We start from the raw sequence: 16069 nt of genomic DNA, 5'->3' as shown, positions 1-16069 counted from the left end.
GGGCCAAAACACATCCTCTCCCCTCTTGTGTGCAGACTTTAAATGCTTCCTGCGGCATCCGCTTGTTTCCGGCTATTCGGAAATCGTCTTGAACAGTTTGACCGGGGCCCGTTTTTTCCGCATGCGAATATTGAGCATTTCCACGGTAACGGAAAACGCCATCGCAAAATAAATATAGCCCTTCGGGACATGCACCTCGAACCCCTCCACCATCAGGGTCACACCCACCAGAATGAGAAATGAGAGGGCAAGAACTTTGATGGTCGGATGCTCATCGACAAAATCGCCAATCGCTTTTGCAGCCATCAGCATCACGAGCACGGCCAGGATAATGGCGATCGCCATAAGAGAAATCTGATCAACCAGACCGACCGCCGTAATGACTGAATCCAGTGAAAACACAATATCCAAAACCGCAATCTGGACGAGAACCATTCCCAAGCTGGCCGCTACAGTTACGTGCCCGCTCTCTTCTTCTAGCCCTTCCAGACTGTTATGGATTTCATGCGTAGCTTTTGCCATGAGAAACAGCCCACCGCCGACCAGAATAATATCGCGCCCTGAAATCGCCTGGGTGAACACGGTCACTAACGGTTCGGTGAGTCCCATGACCCAGGAAATTGAAAACAGCAATCCCAGGCGCGCCACCATGGCAAGGCCAAGCCCTGCTCTTCTGGCAAACGTCCGCTGACTCTCGGGAAGACGTCCGACAAGGATGGAGATAAAGATAATATTATCGATCCCCAGGACAATTTCTAACGCGGTTAACGTGCCTAATGCGATCCATGCTTCAGGACTTGTCAGCCATTCAAACATCAGATTCTCCTCTTTTTTCTTGTGACCATCGAATGTGTTGAGCCATAGCCGTATTCCTGCACGACGTTACACGACCGTACAGGATCCGCAGGTATGAACATGCGGGCTTTTTTCATAGGGTAGATCTTGATCACTTCTTGGTTCGTAAACAGGAAACATTGCTGACGGGTCTTCTCACGATGAGCTGTCCTAAGCGTGACATTCTCGAAAGCCGTCCATAGATGACCCGATAGAGCCCCACATTCAGCATGAGAGATATTTGAAAATATTAATATATAAATTAACTAGTTACGAGATTCACACTTGGCGCAATTTGAGTGTATCTCTGGCCGACCACCATCATTGACACTTCTCATCTCGCTATGTAACCATTGGTTACATGACACCTGAAACCTTCAAACACATTCGGCAACGCCTCGGTTTAACCCAAAACCAACTCGCTGAACGCCTCCGCACCACCCGCATGACCATTACCCGCTATGAGTGCGGGATGCGCCGGATTCCTGGAGTGGTCGAAGCCATCCTCTCCCACCTGGACTCTCCGACACAAATTCCCATGGCCGGTATCGTCGCTGCCGGCAACCCGATTGAACCCATACCCCAAACCGAACTGGTGGAGGTTCCACCCTCCATGCTGCGAACGGGAGATAATTTCGCGTTACGCGTGAAAGGTGAATCGATGCGGGATGAAGGCATTCTCCCCGGCGACCTGGTGATTGTACACAAGCAAAAAATGGCGCGAAATGGACAAACTGTGGTCGCGCTGGTGAATCAGGAGGCGACGATTAAGAAATATTACAATAAAGAAGGGCAGATAGAACTGCATCCGGCAAACGTGACCATGGCTCCCATTCTGGTGACCCCGCAGGATGAATTTGCGATTGAAGGAGTGGTGATCGGGGTCATTCGGCATTGTGGCTAGATGAAAAATAATGGATCGTCAGATTGTCTGTTTATGTATTCCTCGATTCGAAGTGGCCCTGGCGCGCCTCGATACCCCCTCTTTACGCACCAGACCTGTCGCCGTGGCTTCCGCGCATGCGTCCCGCGCCATCATCCGTGAAGTTTCCCCCGAAGCCGAAGACGCGGGAGTGATACCGGGACTTCCGGCCGACCGGGCCAGACGACGCTGTCCCTCACTTCGACTCGTGCCTCCCAACCCTACCCGTGTTGCCCAAGCCCATCATGCCCTCGTGTCGTTCATGACACCGATCGCACCCGTTTGGGAGTCGTTCAGGCCGGGACATTTTTATTTGGATTTGACCGGGACCACTCGACTCTTTGGCCCAACCCGTGACACCACGATGCGCTTAGAGCGCGATGTCACATCACGGCTTGGGCTCCAAGCCGTCGCCGGTATCGGAACCAACAAACTTGTCGCGCAAATGGCCAGTTCCATCCTCACGCCGCCTCAACTCTGTGATGTCCGGGCAGGCTCCGAACAGGACTTTTTATCGCCTTTACCGGTCTCAATCCTTCCCGGCCTACGAGGCCCTGGAGGGACTGCACTCCAGACACGTTTGGCCGATTTGAATCTGCAGACCATCGGCGATGTGGGCGACGTGAGCTTGGAAGCCTTGGAAGCCGTCTGCGGTCGATGGGGCCATCGGCTCTACCAGTGGGCACGCGGGATTGATTTCTTGCCGGTCGTGGCTCCTGAGACCTCGCTATCGTTGACCCATTCCTATCGCTTTGAGCCGGATACGATTGACCAGGACCGGCTCCTTGGAGGCCTGTCATGTCTTCTGGATGCTCTCTGCCATGATCTACGTCGGCAACAGCGCCTGTGTCATCGCCTCAGACTGACACTACTCTCTAGTGATCAGCTCAGGGTTCACCGCTCATCTATCTTATCCACACCCACACATTGGGAGGTTGATATGTTTCCATCAGCTCAGACCTTATTCCGTCGTTGCTTCCAACGACGCGTGCGTGTTCGCTCACTGACCATTCGAAGCAATAGCTTTCGTCCCCCGCCCGAACAACTGTCGCTCTTTCCATCACAGGACCAGGAAGAACCTCAGGAACCACCCCGTCCCCATCGCTTGGCATTAGCCCTTGATCGTTTGCATACCCGGTTCGGCATGAAAGTCATACAATGGGGACGCTCACACATGGCCTCTCGTTTAGATTAAATATCCGAATCTTGAGGAATTCCCTAGCGATGCTCTCGCCTATCTGGCGAGAGCATCGCCTTTTTTATGGCATTGCTTAACATGAAAAATAACCAATGGATAATAGGCTTTTCACATTTTTAAACACTAAAATATAAACAATGGCATTAATTATAAAGTTACCCACAGATAGAAAAAATAAAGCCTTACTTTCATCAACAAGTTATCAACATACACATAAAGTAAAGTGATGCTTTAATTAAAAAGGCGCGCAATTAATCGTCGAAGCCCTACTTCTCATGTCAGCCTTTGTCCATTTACACGTTCATTCTGAGTACTCCCCAATGCAAGGAGTGTCCACGTTGGAAGCCTTGTGCCAGACGGCAAGTGGACAGGGAGCCGAGGCACTCGCCCTGACCGATACGAACGGACTGTACGGCGCCATTCGCTTTATCGAAGTCGCCCAGGCCCATGGCTTACACCCGATCCTGGGAGCCGAACTGACCCACAACCGGCACCGCGCCGTGCTCCTGGTTAAAGATTCTTTTGGCTATACCAACCTCTGCCGCCTGCTCTCCCAACGCCATTGCGATGCTGACTTTGACGGCATCGCCTCAGTTCAGGAACACCGAAAAGGACTGATCATTCTCTCTGATGACCTTCCCGCACTGACCGCTTGGAAACGTCACTCACCTAAAGATCTATACGTAGAGCTCTCGCCTGGCGCACTCATGCACCAGGCCCTGGCCTTTAGCCGCCGCACACACATTCCTCCCGTCGCGACCAACCGGGTGCATTTCGTGACCCCGCAGGAGTTCCCTCTCCATCAAATCCTTCGCGCGATCGCCTTGAACACGACTCTCTCTCAATTACCGCCGGACGCCTGCTGTGCACCCAACCATTGGTTGGTGCCGCCTGCGATACTGGCTCCCCAGTTTCCCCATGTGCCTCACGCGATGGCCAACACCTCGAAAATCGCGCAACAGTGCCAGACCGAGTGGTCGTTCAAAGAGACGATTTTTCCGAATTTTCGCCAACTCTCCGACCCACATGCCTTCACTCTGCTACGCGAGAAGACCTACAACGGAGCCCGATGGCGGTACGGTTCACTGACACCGGTCGTGATCGATCGAATCGAACGCGAGTTGAGCGTCATCCGGGATAAAGGCTACGCCCATTATTTTCTGGTAGTCGACGAGATTGTCCGCCAGGCGCCTCGCACCTGCGGCAGAGGATCGGCTGCGGCATCCATCGTGTCCTATTGCCTGGGCATTACCCATGTGGATCCCATCCGTCACAATCTGTTTTTTGAACGATTTTTGAATCCCGGGCGTCACGATCCACCGGATATCGACGTGGATTTTCCCTGGGATGAGCGGGACCGCATTATAGATTTTGTCTTCGCGCGCTATGGCAGCCAGCAGGCCGGCATGGTGGCCAATCAAAATACGCTCGCGCTCCGGGCGGCCGTGCGGGAAGTCGCTAAAGTCTATGGCATGCCTCCGGCGGAAATTCAGCAGATGAGTCGACTGCTGACCCGCCTCCCGCTCACCGATTTGCCGGCTCAACAGTCCTCCGCATCCCCTTGCCCCCAATCTGGAACCCGGCAGCCTCCCCGTCCTCCTACCAGTCGAGAAAATGGAAAACCTCGCGCTTCCCCATCCACAACGTCTTCAACGCCACCTAATGGCAAAAGACCACATTCACCCCTTGATGGAGTCTCGGCGTTCACCGATTTGCGCGAGCCATGGCCGGAAATTGTCAGACTCGCTCTTCAACTTCAGGGACGCTTCCGTCACCTGTCGCTGCATTGCGGGGGTATCGTGATTGTCCCTGACGACATCCGCCGCTATGTGCCGGTGGAAGTGGCGGCAAAGGGTATTCCGGTCATTCAATGGGAAAAGGATCAAACGGAGGATGCCGGCCTGGTCAAAATCGATCTCCTGGGCAATCGGTCTTTAGCCGTCATTCGGGATGCTCTTGCTGCAATTGCGGAACATACCGGTCGACACATCGACTATGCCACCTGGGACCCGTTAACCGATCACCGGACGCAACAGTTCATTCAACGAGGCGAAACGATCGGGTGTTTTTATATTGAATCACCCGCCACCCGCCTGCTTCTGAGAAAACTCTGGACAGGCATGCCCGCCGATCAGCGCGCGCGCGCCGACGTCTTTGAGTATCTGATCATCGTCTCATCATTGATTCGTCCAGCCGCGAACCGGTTCATTCAAGAATTTGTCCGGCGGGCGCATGGCGGTGCTTATCGCCCCTTGCATTCGTTAGTGGAAGACGTGCTCGTGGAAACCCACGGCATCATGGTGTATCAGGAAGACGTCACCAAAGTGGCCATGGGCCTGGCGGGGTTTTCCGTAGAAGATGGCGATCAACTCCGGAAAATCCTCAGCAAAAAGCATAAAGAACGACGGCTTCGTGATTATCAACGGCAGTTTATCGACGGCGCGCGCGCGCGCGGGGTGGATGTCCGGACCATTGAGCAGGTGTGGGCCATGACGATGAGTTTTGCGGGCTATAGCTTTTGCAAGCCTCATTCAGCCAGCTATGCGCAGGTGTCATGTAAGTCAGCCTATCTCCGTGCCCATTACCCTGCTGAATTCATGGCTGCCGTCATCAGCAATCAGGGTGGATTTTATTCCACCTTCGCCTATGTATCAGAAGCCCGCCGGATGGGGCTGACCGTTCTCTCCCCGGACGTCAATGCCAGCACATGGGCATATGAGGGAGCGGGAACGACCATTCGCATGGGCTTGATGCAAATCAAAGACATCGCACGAGGATTCATTGATCGGCTTCTCGAAGAACGCCATCGCCACGGCACGTTTCAGTCGTTGCATGATTTTCTGTGTAGGCTCGACCCCGAGCCGGCACAAACGCGTCTATTGATTCTGGCAGGTTGCTTCGATGCCATTGCCGGTGAGGTGACTCGCCCCGGCCTCCTCTGGCGCGTCTACGCCGATCATCCAACCGGCGGGATCTCCTCGCTCAGAGCAGTGACACCACACGCCACCCCACTGTTGCCTGCGGCCCGTCTGCTCCCGATTCCCCACGAATATGCCACAGATCGGCTGATCCAGCATGAGATTGAGCTCTTCGGCTTTCCGCTCCGTTGCCATCCATTAACGCTCTACGCGAAACACTTACAAGACCTGCAGATCACCCGCGCGACTGAGATGGCCATGCATATCGGCCGTCGGGTAAAGATGGTTGGCTGGCTGATCACGGAAAAAGCCGCATCGACCAAACACGGCGAATCGATGGAATTTATCACGCTCGAAGATACCACGGGGCTCTATGACGCCACGCTGTTCCCGAAAATATTTCAACGATACGGACCGCTACTGACAAACGAACGGCCACTTCTTCTGGAGGGCTTGGTGGAGGAAGACTTTACCGCGACAACACTGACCGTGCAGCATATGCAAGTGATCGGTTAACACCTCATCTGTCTAAACATACATTCCAGCATTCAAACATGGACCGAACGTTACGGGCTCAGGAAAAGCCACAACAGATTATCACCCTTCGCCAACGAGGGAGGGTTTGTGTCCGGACAGAGAAATTAGTGATCAGGAGATATTACAGCCGGCGCAGGCTACCTCGCCTTTGAACGAATAGGTGAGGACATTGAATGCGGTTAGGATTCTTCTTTCTTTGGCGGGTCGAACTCTTCCAGCGGCTGAAAATTCAGTGGGAGTTGAAATAAATAGTCGGTCACCGGCCGCAACCTCACATGTCGGTACTCCACGCTCCAGCTCCCGTCCTTCCTGGTCAACTGCATCGGGAACTGAATGTCGGTGGCGAACCATTGGTAGTAGACATCGGTCTGATCGCCCTCCTTCACTGTCACCTCGTATAAGATCGTCGGGTGGTCTTCGCGCGTCTCCCTTCCAATCTCTTCCCGCGAGACTTCCCCCTCCAGATGCTCGCTCAATTTCGGTTCCTGTGCAGGATCATAGGGGAGGGTCTTGAAGTGCCTCACTCGCGAGAGGAGCAGCCACATCACCTGTTTGTCTTTACGCACAATGGTGACGTTGACCGGACCCATCGACTGGTGCTCTAACCGCCACCGGTCATCCCGATAGTACAGGTTGGCCTTTTGGGTCTTCCGCCCAACCTTCACGATCTGATCTGCAGTAAATTCCAATCCCCACGCCTCAAGGCCTGAGAAAAGACCACTCGCAATCAATACTCCACTAAGAATCCAGTGACGCATGGCCTGATTCTACCATATCAAAGCTGGTGCCTCAAAAATAAATTAAACATTTCCGAAGATTTTGAATCGGTATTTTTTCCATTCAGACCTGAAAACAATCAGGATGCTAGCAACTGATTCTCGTTTCACGTCTTCAGAATAGGGCATTTCTTCCATGACATCCCCGACAACCATCTGGTGCCACGACTCTCCCCCTTCCAAATTCTTCATTCCCACTACCCTGATTTCAAGAGATGATTGATTTTGCAGTGAGCACACTGTGCGATTTTGATCCAATAAGTGCTCGATCCGCCTCTCAGAAACCCCTTCTCACCGTGATATTTTTACGATTGGTCCGTGACCAGAAACATTTCTTGGTCGCGTTATAAGGAACAGAGGAACTCATCCCTGCCCCTTTATAAATTTTTATGATTACAATATTTTCCGGAAGAGGTTCGGACTTGTTCACAGGTGCAACAACTTTTTAAGTTAAACAGCATGGTCTGCCATTTTATCCTGGTCAATAATGAATGGATTTGAGTGCGTGGACCCTTAGAGAATGATTTCCGGGTTCTTTTGAAATTCTCAAAACGTGTCATTCCACCAATGAAATATTAGAATGTTGTGCTAATACCTTATGGTGGGTTCTTTGGGCCTGGAAAATGCTATTCATAATGAAGAGCCCGGCACCAAGCTGACGGGGTTTCTTCGTTAAGATGCCTTAAAGAAAAGATGAGATCTGTCATCACACCACCCAGTATGGCAACCACGCGTATTTTTGAATTATAGGCATCGCCTGAAATTCCAAATTCTTTGATGGAGGAAACAGTTATGTATGAGGACTATTTTTTTCGGGAGGATCGCGGGAAAATCCTCCTTGAACGAAGGAATGAATCTCAAACACATTTAGTCCGTTCATGGAGGAAACAACCCCCATCTTTCACGGAACGTATAATTTTAATTGTTTTTGGGGTATTGTTTTTTATGTTTGCTACGTTCTATCTGGAATTCAGGGCCACGCCGGAAAGCCTGTCGGCATATCACTGGATTTGGCAATAGGCGTTTAAAATTTGTTGCCTAAGGATGGGGGAAGGCCCCCATCCCTTGATTTAAAACGAAGGGCACGCAAAGATGAACAAGGTCCATCGAGCAATTTTTTCTTCTCATGTAGGACCAAGGAAACTCCCATAAGAGGAACAATACCAAAGGTCCCCTTTACTTCCTGAGCCACCTTCACTCACTGCATATTTTTAATCCATTTCAACCGAAAAGGTATTCTTCATTTAACACTCATTCGATTTTCAATCAGGCCCACTCCCTCCACCTCTCTCGATAAGAGGATCGCATGGTCAATTTGCCTCATTTCATCCACGAACCCGCTGAGTTGAACACGATTTTTAAATGTTTCGACATGAACATCGGTACCCGACACCAGGGGACATCGGAGAAGAGCGGTCTTCACTTTCGTGGTAATGACGCTATCATCAAGGTATTCTCCCGTACTTTCATGAAGAGGACTGCTTGCACATCCCATGGACATCATCATCATGAAAGTGATCCCGCCGATAACCAGGCCATTTTGCATTTTCTACGGTTCCTCGTAGTAAAAACCTTTGATATTCAAGTTGAACTCATCGTGACATGGTTCATTTACTTGATGGACAGATTGTTTTCGACTGCCTGGACCCCACCGACCCGCCGTGCCAATTGTACAGCCTGATCAATTTGCTGAGCGTCATTCACAAGACCGTTTAATTGTACCCGACCTTTGAAGGTCGTCACATTGATATCCGTGCCAGACACTTCGGGATCACTGAGAAGAGCGGTTTTGACTTTGGTCGTGATGACACTGTCGTCAATATGTTCCCCGAAACTTTCCTTTTGAGGACCACCCGCGCATCCCACCGCCAAAAATACAAAGAAAAGACAAGCAACCATTTTCATCTTGATTGAATATTTCATAAACCTTTACTCCTTATTTTAAATTCATTCGTGAATGAAACAATTCATCAGAATGTCTCGCTGAAAGTTTGTAAGATCAGTACTCCTTCGTTCCTTCCCTGTTCCTCGATAAACAGGTTACCGCTTATCGACCGGGTTATCCTTCATGCGTCCGTCATTAGACCGGCTGGATGCGTTAATCGAACTACCAAAGAAATTACTTCGGGCATCTTGAAATCTTTCTCGGGCACCCACAAATTTGTCCCGTGCCTCTAAATACCGATCGCGGTCTCGGCTGAATTTTTCATAGGTTTTATTGAACCGATGCTCTTCCTGTTCATATATGGATCGCGATCGATCAAATTTTGCCCTGGCTTCGTTGTACCGCATCCGGTCATTCATAAATTGATCAACATTTTCATTGAAATTGTCCTGTGCTTCTTCATACCGATCAATGTCCCGTTGGGCTTCCCCTAGTTCCTGCAGGGAAGGCCCCACGTCCGAAAATGCTGCCGACTCTTTCGATTCAGATTCTTGAGCAGAGGTAGACGTCCCCCACATACCCAATGAAAGCACCAGAAACATGGTGAGCGACCAAACTGACTTCGACGTATGCATTTTCATAAAACCTCCATCCTTGACATTTGTGGTTAATTCCGATCGGGGGGTGACACTGTGTATACCCTATGAGTACCACGGGGGAATGTTCAGACCAACTGACAGAAACCCTTGCTTTCCCGGTCTTTAAAAAAGATCCTAAAAATGGAACGGCATCGTATAATGCCCGTCTACACGAAATGGGAGGGATTCGTAAGAGGCAGGGAATCGTGACGTGTCATCACCATGACCCGACGGTTTTTTCAAAACGGAGCTAAATGGTTTGGATAGACAGTGGATGCAGATTGGCGATAGTGGGTTCATTCCACATGGGGGCAAACAAAAAAAGACTTCCTTCAAGAATAAGATTGGTCATTTCCTCTCTTTCATCTGAATGAGAAAGAGGGGGATTTGACCAGTGGGGCGACTAAATGGGGTTTATACACTCGGGGCGATCATTTCTGGGATTATTCACGAGTTGACTGACGGGGTAGGCTTCCATCTCTTCGGGAGGAAATGGTCTGAGCAACGTATTGACTCGCTCAACAGCTTGCACAGTTGGATCAAGCCAGTCAGCAAAGTCCCTGGAAGATAATATAACCGGCATACGATGATGGATAGGTTCCATAACCGCATTGGGAGTAGTCGTAATAAGTGTGCAGGTTTCCAAAGTATCCGTCTCGTTTTGCTTCCACCGTTCCCACAAGCCTGCGAACGCAAAGAGCCGATGATCTTTGAAGCGAACGTAAAAAGGTTGCTTTGTTTTCCCTTCCCGTTTCCATTCATAAAAGCCGTCGGCCAAGACCAGGCAGCGTTGGTGTTTGAACGCTTTGCGGAAGGCTGGCTTCTCCGCCACAGTCTCTCCACGGGCATTAATCAACTTATTTCCGATGCCGGGATCCTTGGCCCAGGAGGGCACTAGTCCCCATTTCAATTCCGTACATTCTCGTTGTCGAGTCTCAAAATTGGTGCGTACACAGGCTATGAACTGCGAGGGAGCGATATTATAGCGAGGACCCATTGGTGGGAGGCCCTGTAGCCCCAATTGTTTCGCCAAATGCTGAAAATTCTCTTTGCGTGTGAAGCGACCGCACATAATTGGGTCCTATGAAGTTTCCGGTTGAACCCAACCCTACAAAAAAATGGGAATAAATGGAAGAATATTCATAAAGGCCGCCATTAACGAAAAAGAGTCGAGGGTCTGTTTCACGGTTATTCAACTCGACCATATGTATGTGGGATGACTGAACCTCGTTTTTTCTTTAACCAATCATGGATGTTAAATTCCCTGGTTCCTGATATCATTCTTTTCATCGCGGTTGTTGAGATTTTTTTGAGCGTAATTTTTCCAGGTCACAAACTATCTGTTATTCACGGATGTGGAACCAAAAAATACAGGACCATGTTTTCGTTTTCCAGGAAACTGCAGGAAATACCTCTTCATTGCGAAAGATCACCGGAGGCCCCAACGATGACCGACCAGGAACACATTCGCATCTTTGATTCCCAGGGGGAGGCCTACAAGCAGGCCTTTCAAATTTTCTTAAATCATACCGACCAAAAACGGAACGCAAAGCGTTGGCTGCAGCAAGTCATAAACAATCTGCCGGGGCGACAGGTGTTCGTCGATGCCGGGGCCGGGAACGGCGAACTCACCCGCGCCTTCACCGACGCCTTCGACCGCACCATTGCCATCGAACCAAACGCCTTTCTGCTGAATCAACTACAACAGGCCATTCCCACTGCAGAAGCGATAAGTCTGCCAATACTGTCCGCCCAGCCATCCACCCCTGGCGATTTGGTGCTCTCCTCCCATACATTTTATTACATCCGTGCCGATGAATGGCTCGCGCACCTCGAACGCCTCGTATCCTGGATGTCCCCGACGGGCGTCACCATCATCGTCCTCCAGAATCGCGAGAGCGGCTGCATGAACATGTTTCATCATTTCTTCTCCCACAGGTTTGAACTCCGCCGGACCGCCGAACAATTCCGGGCCAACCACGGCAACCAGTACGAGGTCATGACTACCCTCGATCCGGCACATGTCGACACCCCCGACCTCTCCACCACCTATGCCGTCGCCGAATTCATGCTCAATCTGCTCGAAATCGAGCATGCTCCCAGCCGAAAAGACGTCGAAGCCTATATTGAGGCCCACTTTGCCATTCCCGGTGGAGGCTATCGCATTCCCGTACATCAAGACTTCCTTCAGATCCGAGCCAAAGGGCAGGGCTGCGGCAACGGTCAGTCGCCCGGTTAAGTAGACACAGTCGGGTGATGTAAGATGGCAGGATCGGATCTTTTTCGGGTTACGTTGGCCTCAAAGCAACCAGTCCCCATTTACATGTAGCCTTCACTAACTTTCGAGTGTATTTGATGTGAAACGTGGAACCCAATCCCTATTTATTTTCTCCGGTTCATCTTCTCTTTGAGGGAGATGTGGAACGCAGAGCGGAAAACTTGAAATGATATTTCAAGCCACATCCCGTTTGAGGGTCAAGGCCGGCCTTCTGGTTGGAAACCAAAATGACCAGTCCGGGATAGGCCTTCAACTTTTTCAAAAAATAACTGACTTCGATATTCGCATACCCCTCAGCGGTATCTCTCACCTCACTCCGTTTCCCAAACAAGGCATCAGCTTCGTCAAACAGCAAGACCGCCTTTTTGTTTTCAGCAGTCTTCAGCGCGCGCGCCAGATTCTTTTCCGTCTCCCCGATATATTTTTTCACGACCTTGTTGAGATTCACGGGATAGATCGGAAGTCTTAACTCTTTGGCCACGATTTCCGCTGCTATCTTTTTTCCAGTGCCACTTGGACCCGAAAAAAGGGCCAGAGTTCCTTGAACGGTCTCATCTTTTTTATTGCGAAAGAGAGCCACCTTAAACCTGCTCCTGAAATCCCGAGCCATTTGTCTTAAGAGGCCAATCTGCGCCTTTGCAAATTTTAGATCTGAGCCGGTTCCAGCAGGAACAAGTGTTTTGGGTTTCGATGGTGGACACGGATTGGCCATAGCTCCCCTTCAATGACGCTTCAGAGCAAGAAAAAGAGAATGCTCTCTCAACGCCAAACTATTTCTGTAAAAAATAAGAAAAATGGCGTTGAATGGCCATTCTCGCTCATTTCCTTTCCGGAATGCTAATAACGTTTAAGTGCCGGGTTTCGGCCAGGCAGCCGAGGTCTCCTTCGGCAGGGCTCAGGACAGGTTTTTTGTTTCGGCAAAAGGACCCAAACCAGCGACGCCCCGTTCGGCCTCATAAGATTGGGCGGATGCAGGGAAAAAGGCGGGCCAACTCGCCAAGCTCAGACAAGGCCCGCCAAGAAAAAGAGCATCCTCCCATGGAGCCGAACGGCAGGCTTCGAACAATAGAAAAAATGGAGACTACAGAAAAATCCATATTACTAGATATCCTATATTGGCTTGACTCCAAGACGGGAATGCTCGGGAAACAAAGTGGAATCACTATAAACCCCTTGTCTGGCTGACCGTATCACGTCATCTTTTTGAATGTGTTGGGGGATAGGTGATCCTTTTTGTTTCGGCTTGGTAAAGCAGAAAGAGGAGAGTCAGCGGCGCAGAAATACGAAGCGCACTTGTTTACATGTCCATGTTGATGCGCAGGTTAATCGTCCGAAAGGCCATGGTCGTAGAAATGTGGAATGGCGATACCCTCAAACTGGAACGGGGGATCAATGACTTCAATGCTCCCTTGTGCTCGTATTGGGGAGGGGTATACGGACGTAAGGAATACAAGGGTCACGCCTTCAAGAAAATTGGTAAAATGGTTAGCTGTTAACTGCACTTCTTCAAGGAATTTTTGCAGCGCCGCTGATTGATCACCTTGATTGGCGGAGTTGAGTACTGCTGTGTTCACGACAAGTTCAGAGGCCAAAGTCATATTGTTCCCAACGGTGCCACCTAGAACCACCTCGAAATTCGGATCGTCAGAAACCTCCAACCAATGGTGCTCAAACTCCTCAGCTGCATAATGAAAGGCGAAGGAATTGCGGACGCGGTGGATCAGGTTTGACTTGCGGAAGTAAGCCTTCAGGCTTACAAGTGCTTCCTGAGCAGATGGATGCAAAGACGCCTCGATCCGTTGCGAAATTTTTGTACCAAAAAACGACGTATTCAGTGCATTCCACGCTTCGAGTAGCTTGCCGGCAAGTAGACGGGCATAGAGTTGCGCCTGCACCCCGTTGACTAAGCTTTCGATTGGAGTTTTCGCTTGGTTTTGCAAACACCACGCAAACACCTTATGTAGCGAATTGAGCTCGTTCTGCATATGTCCAGCCAACAGAAAGAACGCGCGCTCAGCTTCGGGCAGCTGTTGTAGGGCAGCTCGTGGCAAACGCATTCGATAAATCTGCATGTTGCCTCCCCTTCTATATTAAAATGCCTAACTCCTGAATTTAGCCTACCCGCGAAGCTTCTGGAAATCGACGGTACGACTGACCTTGTTGGTGCTTTTCTTGATCTCAATAACCAGATAGTTCTGTTTCTGCCCACGAACGTGAGCCACAATGTCAGGGAACACAGTCTTACCCTCTGTGTCCTCTGCGTCCGGACGCAGATCAAGATGGCCGATGCCCTTTGGCTTAATTCCTTCTCTGTTGTACTCACAGTCAACGGAATAGTCGATTAGCTCTTGCTGCAAATACATGCCAAAACGGTAGAAGATAGAGCGTTCATTGGCATCGACCTTGAGCAAGTATACATCCTTGGTTAGAAGCTTTTGCAGCGCGACAATAACGTAGCGGCCAGGTGCGCAGACTTCCAGTTGCTCTATGACTTTGCGAGAAATTGTTATTGATGCTTAAAACCTGACGATCTCAATGTAGGGGATTCTTTAACAAGGAAGGAAAAATGTCAAGAAACACTTGATGGGTATTGGTACAAATGGTTCTGAGGAAGGGAGGGATTATTTAGAATGTATGGTTCTGGCCTTACAGCTTTACGATGTGCGTCAGAAATCTTTCTTGGGGTTTGCCAGTAAAAAGCGCTGGTAGGTGAAAGCATCGCAGGTGCCTACCCAGCTCTCGTGTCAACGTGATGTTCTGTGTTACCGGGTTTCGGCCCGGCAGCCGAGGTCCTTTTGTTTCGGCAAAAGGACCCAAAATCATTGACGCCCCGTTCGGCCTCAGTGGATTGGGTGGATGCAGGGAAGAGGGCGGGCCAACTCACCAGACTCAGACAAGGCCCGCCAAGAAAAAGAGCATCCTCCCATAGAGCCGAACGGCAGGCGTCGGACAATGGGAGAAAGAGAAACGACAGGGAATTCCAAAGACAAGGTGACCTATATTGGCTTGATTCCAAGAGGGGAATCCTTGGGAAATAACTTGGAATCACTATAAACCCCTTGTCGGGCTGACCGTATCACGTCATCTTTTTTGAATGTATTGAGGATCATGTGACCCGTGTCGATTCGGGTGGATGCATCAGAATCGTCGGCTGGGAAGAGGTCCCAAACGCGGACGCGGTTCAGAAGGGGCGCCTAGGCGACGTTCCGCTACAAGCGGAAATTCCCCTGTCTTAGTCATAGTGTGTCCACATTCTGATGATTTTGACGGTTTTGATGTCGTCGAGAACTTGGTAGACGAGACGATGTTGAATATTAATTCTTCGGGAGCATGCTCCCGCAAGGTCACCGAGAAGCTTCTCATAGCGCGGTGGGGTTTGGTAGGGATCTTTGGACAAAATCCCAAGGAGCCTTTCTGCTTGGGGTTTAAGACCCGCCCGCGAGACCTTTTTCGCATCGCGCCGGGCCTGATTAGTATAAACAAGCGTCCAACTCACCAATCAAGGTCCGGTTTGCACTTCGCAACCGGGGTTTTTAATCCCTTGGCAATCGATTCGCGCATGCCAGGGACCGACGTGAGATACAGCGTTTCCTGAATGGCACGCCAATCCTCTTCCGATACGAGGACCGCGGAATTGCGTTTACCGGCAATTTGAATCGGTTCATGGGAATCCGCTATATCGTCAAGCAACGCGTAAAGTTGCTTTCGGGCTTCCGTGGCAGTGATGCTTGTCATCGTGATTTCTCCATTAATTTGCGTACGATTTAACGTACGACATTTTGCCAGATGCGTCAAGTTCATATATTGGTCAACAGAGTCCGCAGCTGAGTGGGGGGCGGAGCACCATTTGGCCATTCACAGCTGTAACCATTCCAGTCTTGCGCTATGCCGACTTGATTCCCTTTGGCTCCACCTTTTCAAAAAAAAGCGCTAACAGTTTTGTTCTTGTCTGACAAATTATTGATTCCGTGTCTGGACAGTCTTATTCAATCAGGAATTTCAGGGCATCCACTGGAGCGGATTTTAATGAGGGGGATTTTTTAAAAAGGGACAGCAAAATATCAAGATTTTTTAGCGGTATTT

15 protein-coding genes are annotated in these 16069 nt (G+C 50.3%); 4 read left to right on the top strand and 11 right to left on the bottom strand.

Translation table 11 applies throughout. The annotated features are described in order from the left end of the window. Positions 1–72: 72 nt before the first annotated feature. The gene (locus PJI16_19540; protein MDT3779758.1) at positions 73–816 is read right to left on the bottom strand and encodes a TerC family protein; all 744 of its coding nucleotides are present in this window, start codon (positions 814–816) and stop codon (positions 73–75) included. A gap of 379 nt (positions 817–1195) precedes the next feature. Between PJI16_19540 and lexA the strand changes: the two genes are divergently transcribed. The 3 genes from lexA (at position 1196) to PJI16_19525 (ending at position 6388) form a co-directional block, all read left to right on the top strand. Next, positions 1196–1738, top strand: coding sequence for a transcriptional repressor LexA (gene lexA, locus PJI16_19535; GenBank protein ID MDT3779757.1), 543 nt, complete (start codon positions 1196–1198; stop codon positions 1736–1738). A gap of 10 nt (positions 1739–1748) precedes the next feature. Beyond that, entirely contained in the window at positions 1749–2951 is a 1203-nt protein-coding gene (locus PJI16_19530; protein MDT3779756.1) for a hypothetical protein, read from the top strand. Positions 2952–3229: 278 nt separating this feature from the next. Next, the gene (locus PJI16_19525) at positions 3230–6388 is read left to right on the top strand and encodes a DNA polymerase III subunit alpha (GenBank protein MDT3779755.1); all 3159 of its coding nucleotides are present in this window, start codon (positions 3230–3232) and stop codon (positions 6386–6388) included. Between the two features lie 200 nt (positions 6389–6588). Here the strand turns inward: PJI16_19525 and PJI16_19520 are convergent, their stop codons facing one another. The 5 genes from PJI16_19520 to PJI16_19500 form a co-directional block, all read right to left on the bottom strand. Next, complete coding sequence (locus tag PJI16_19520) at positions 6589–7167, bottom strand: hypothetical protein (protein ID MDT3779754.1); 579 nt, start codon at positions 7165–7167, stop codon at positions 6589–6591. Between the two features lie 1258 nt (positions 7168–8425). Further along, entirely contained in the window at positions 8426–8695 is a 270-nt protein-coding gene (locus tag PJI16_19515) for a BON domain-containing protein (GenBank protein MDT3779753.1), read from the bottom strand. Between the two features lie 101 nt (positions 8696–8796). After that, positions 8797–9108, bottom strand: coding sequence for a BON domain-containing protein (locus tag PJI16_19510; protein ID MDT3779752.1), 312 nt, complete (start codon positions 9106–9108; stop codon positions 8797–8799). Between the two features lie 117 nt (positions 9109–9225). Next, positions 9226–9711, bottom strand: coding sequence for a hypothetical protein (locus PJI16_19505; protein ID MDT3779751.1), 486 nt, complete (start codon positions 9709–9711; stop codon positions 9226–9228). 400 nt (positions 9712–10111) lie between these two features. Beyond that, positions 10112–10780 carry an SOS response-associated peptidase gene (locus PJI16_19500; protein ID MDT3779750.1) on the bottom strand — a complete coding sequence of 223 codons (669 nt, stop codon included), beginning with the start codon at positions 10778–10780 and terminating at the stop codon, positions 10112–10114. 375 nt (positions 10781–11155) lie between these two features. Between PJI16_19500 and PJI16_19495 the strand changes: the two genes are divergently transcribed. Continuing rightward, positions 11156–11947 (top strand): hypothetical protein, encoded by a 792-nt coding sequence (locus tag PJI16_19495; GenBank protein ID MDT3779749.1) that lies wholly within the window; start codon positions 11156–11158, stop codon positions 11945–11947. A 157-nt stretch (positions 11948–12104) separates the two neighbouring features. Here the strand turns inward: PJI16_19495 and PJI16_19490 are convergent, their stop codons facing one another. From PJI16_19490 to PJI16_19470, 5 genes are all read right to left on the bottom strand, one after another. Further along, the gene (locus PJI16_19490) at positions 12105–12566 is read right to left on the bottom strand and encodes an ATP-binding protein (protein MDT3779748.1); all 462 of its coding nucleotides are present in this window, start codon (positions 12564–12566) and stop codon (positions 12105–12107) included. Between the two features lie 742 nt (positions 12567–13308). After that, positions 13309–14058 carry a hypothetical protein gene (locus PJI16_19485; GenBank protein ID MDT3779747.1) on the bottom strand — a complete coding sequence of 250 codons (750 nt, stop codon included), beginning with the start codon at positions 14056–14058 and terminating at the stop codon, positions 13309–13311. Between the two features lie 45 nt (positions 14059–14103). Further along, positions 14104–14397, bottom strand: a complete 294-nt coding sequence (locus PJI16_19480) for a hypothetical protein (protein ID MDT3779746.1) — start codon at positions 14395–14397, stop codon at positions 14104–14106. 821 nt (positions 14398–15218) lie between these two features. Next, positions 15219–15485, bottom strand: coding sequence for a Txe/YoeB family addiction module toxin (locus PJI16_19475; protein MDT3779745.1), 267 nt, complete (start codon positions 15483–15485; stop codon positions 15219–15221). Next, positions 15479–15721, bottom strand: coding sequence for a type II toxin-antitoxin system Phd/YefM family antitoxin (locus tag PJI16_19470; protein MDT3779744.1), 243 nt, complete (start codon positions 15719–15721; stop codon positions 15479–15481). The genes PJI16_19475 and PJI16_19470 overlap by 7 nt, the downstream gene beginning before the upstream one ends. Positions 15722–16069: the final 348 nt, after the last annotated feature.

Source organism: Nitrospira sp. MA-1, from assembly GCA_032139905.1.
Lineage (GTDB): Bacteria > Nitrospirota > Nitrospiria > Nitrospirales > UBA8639 > Nitrospira_E.
Note: the sequence above shows the minus strand (reverse complement) of the source record. Positions and strands in the feature narration are given on the sequence as shown.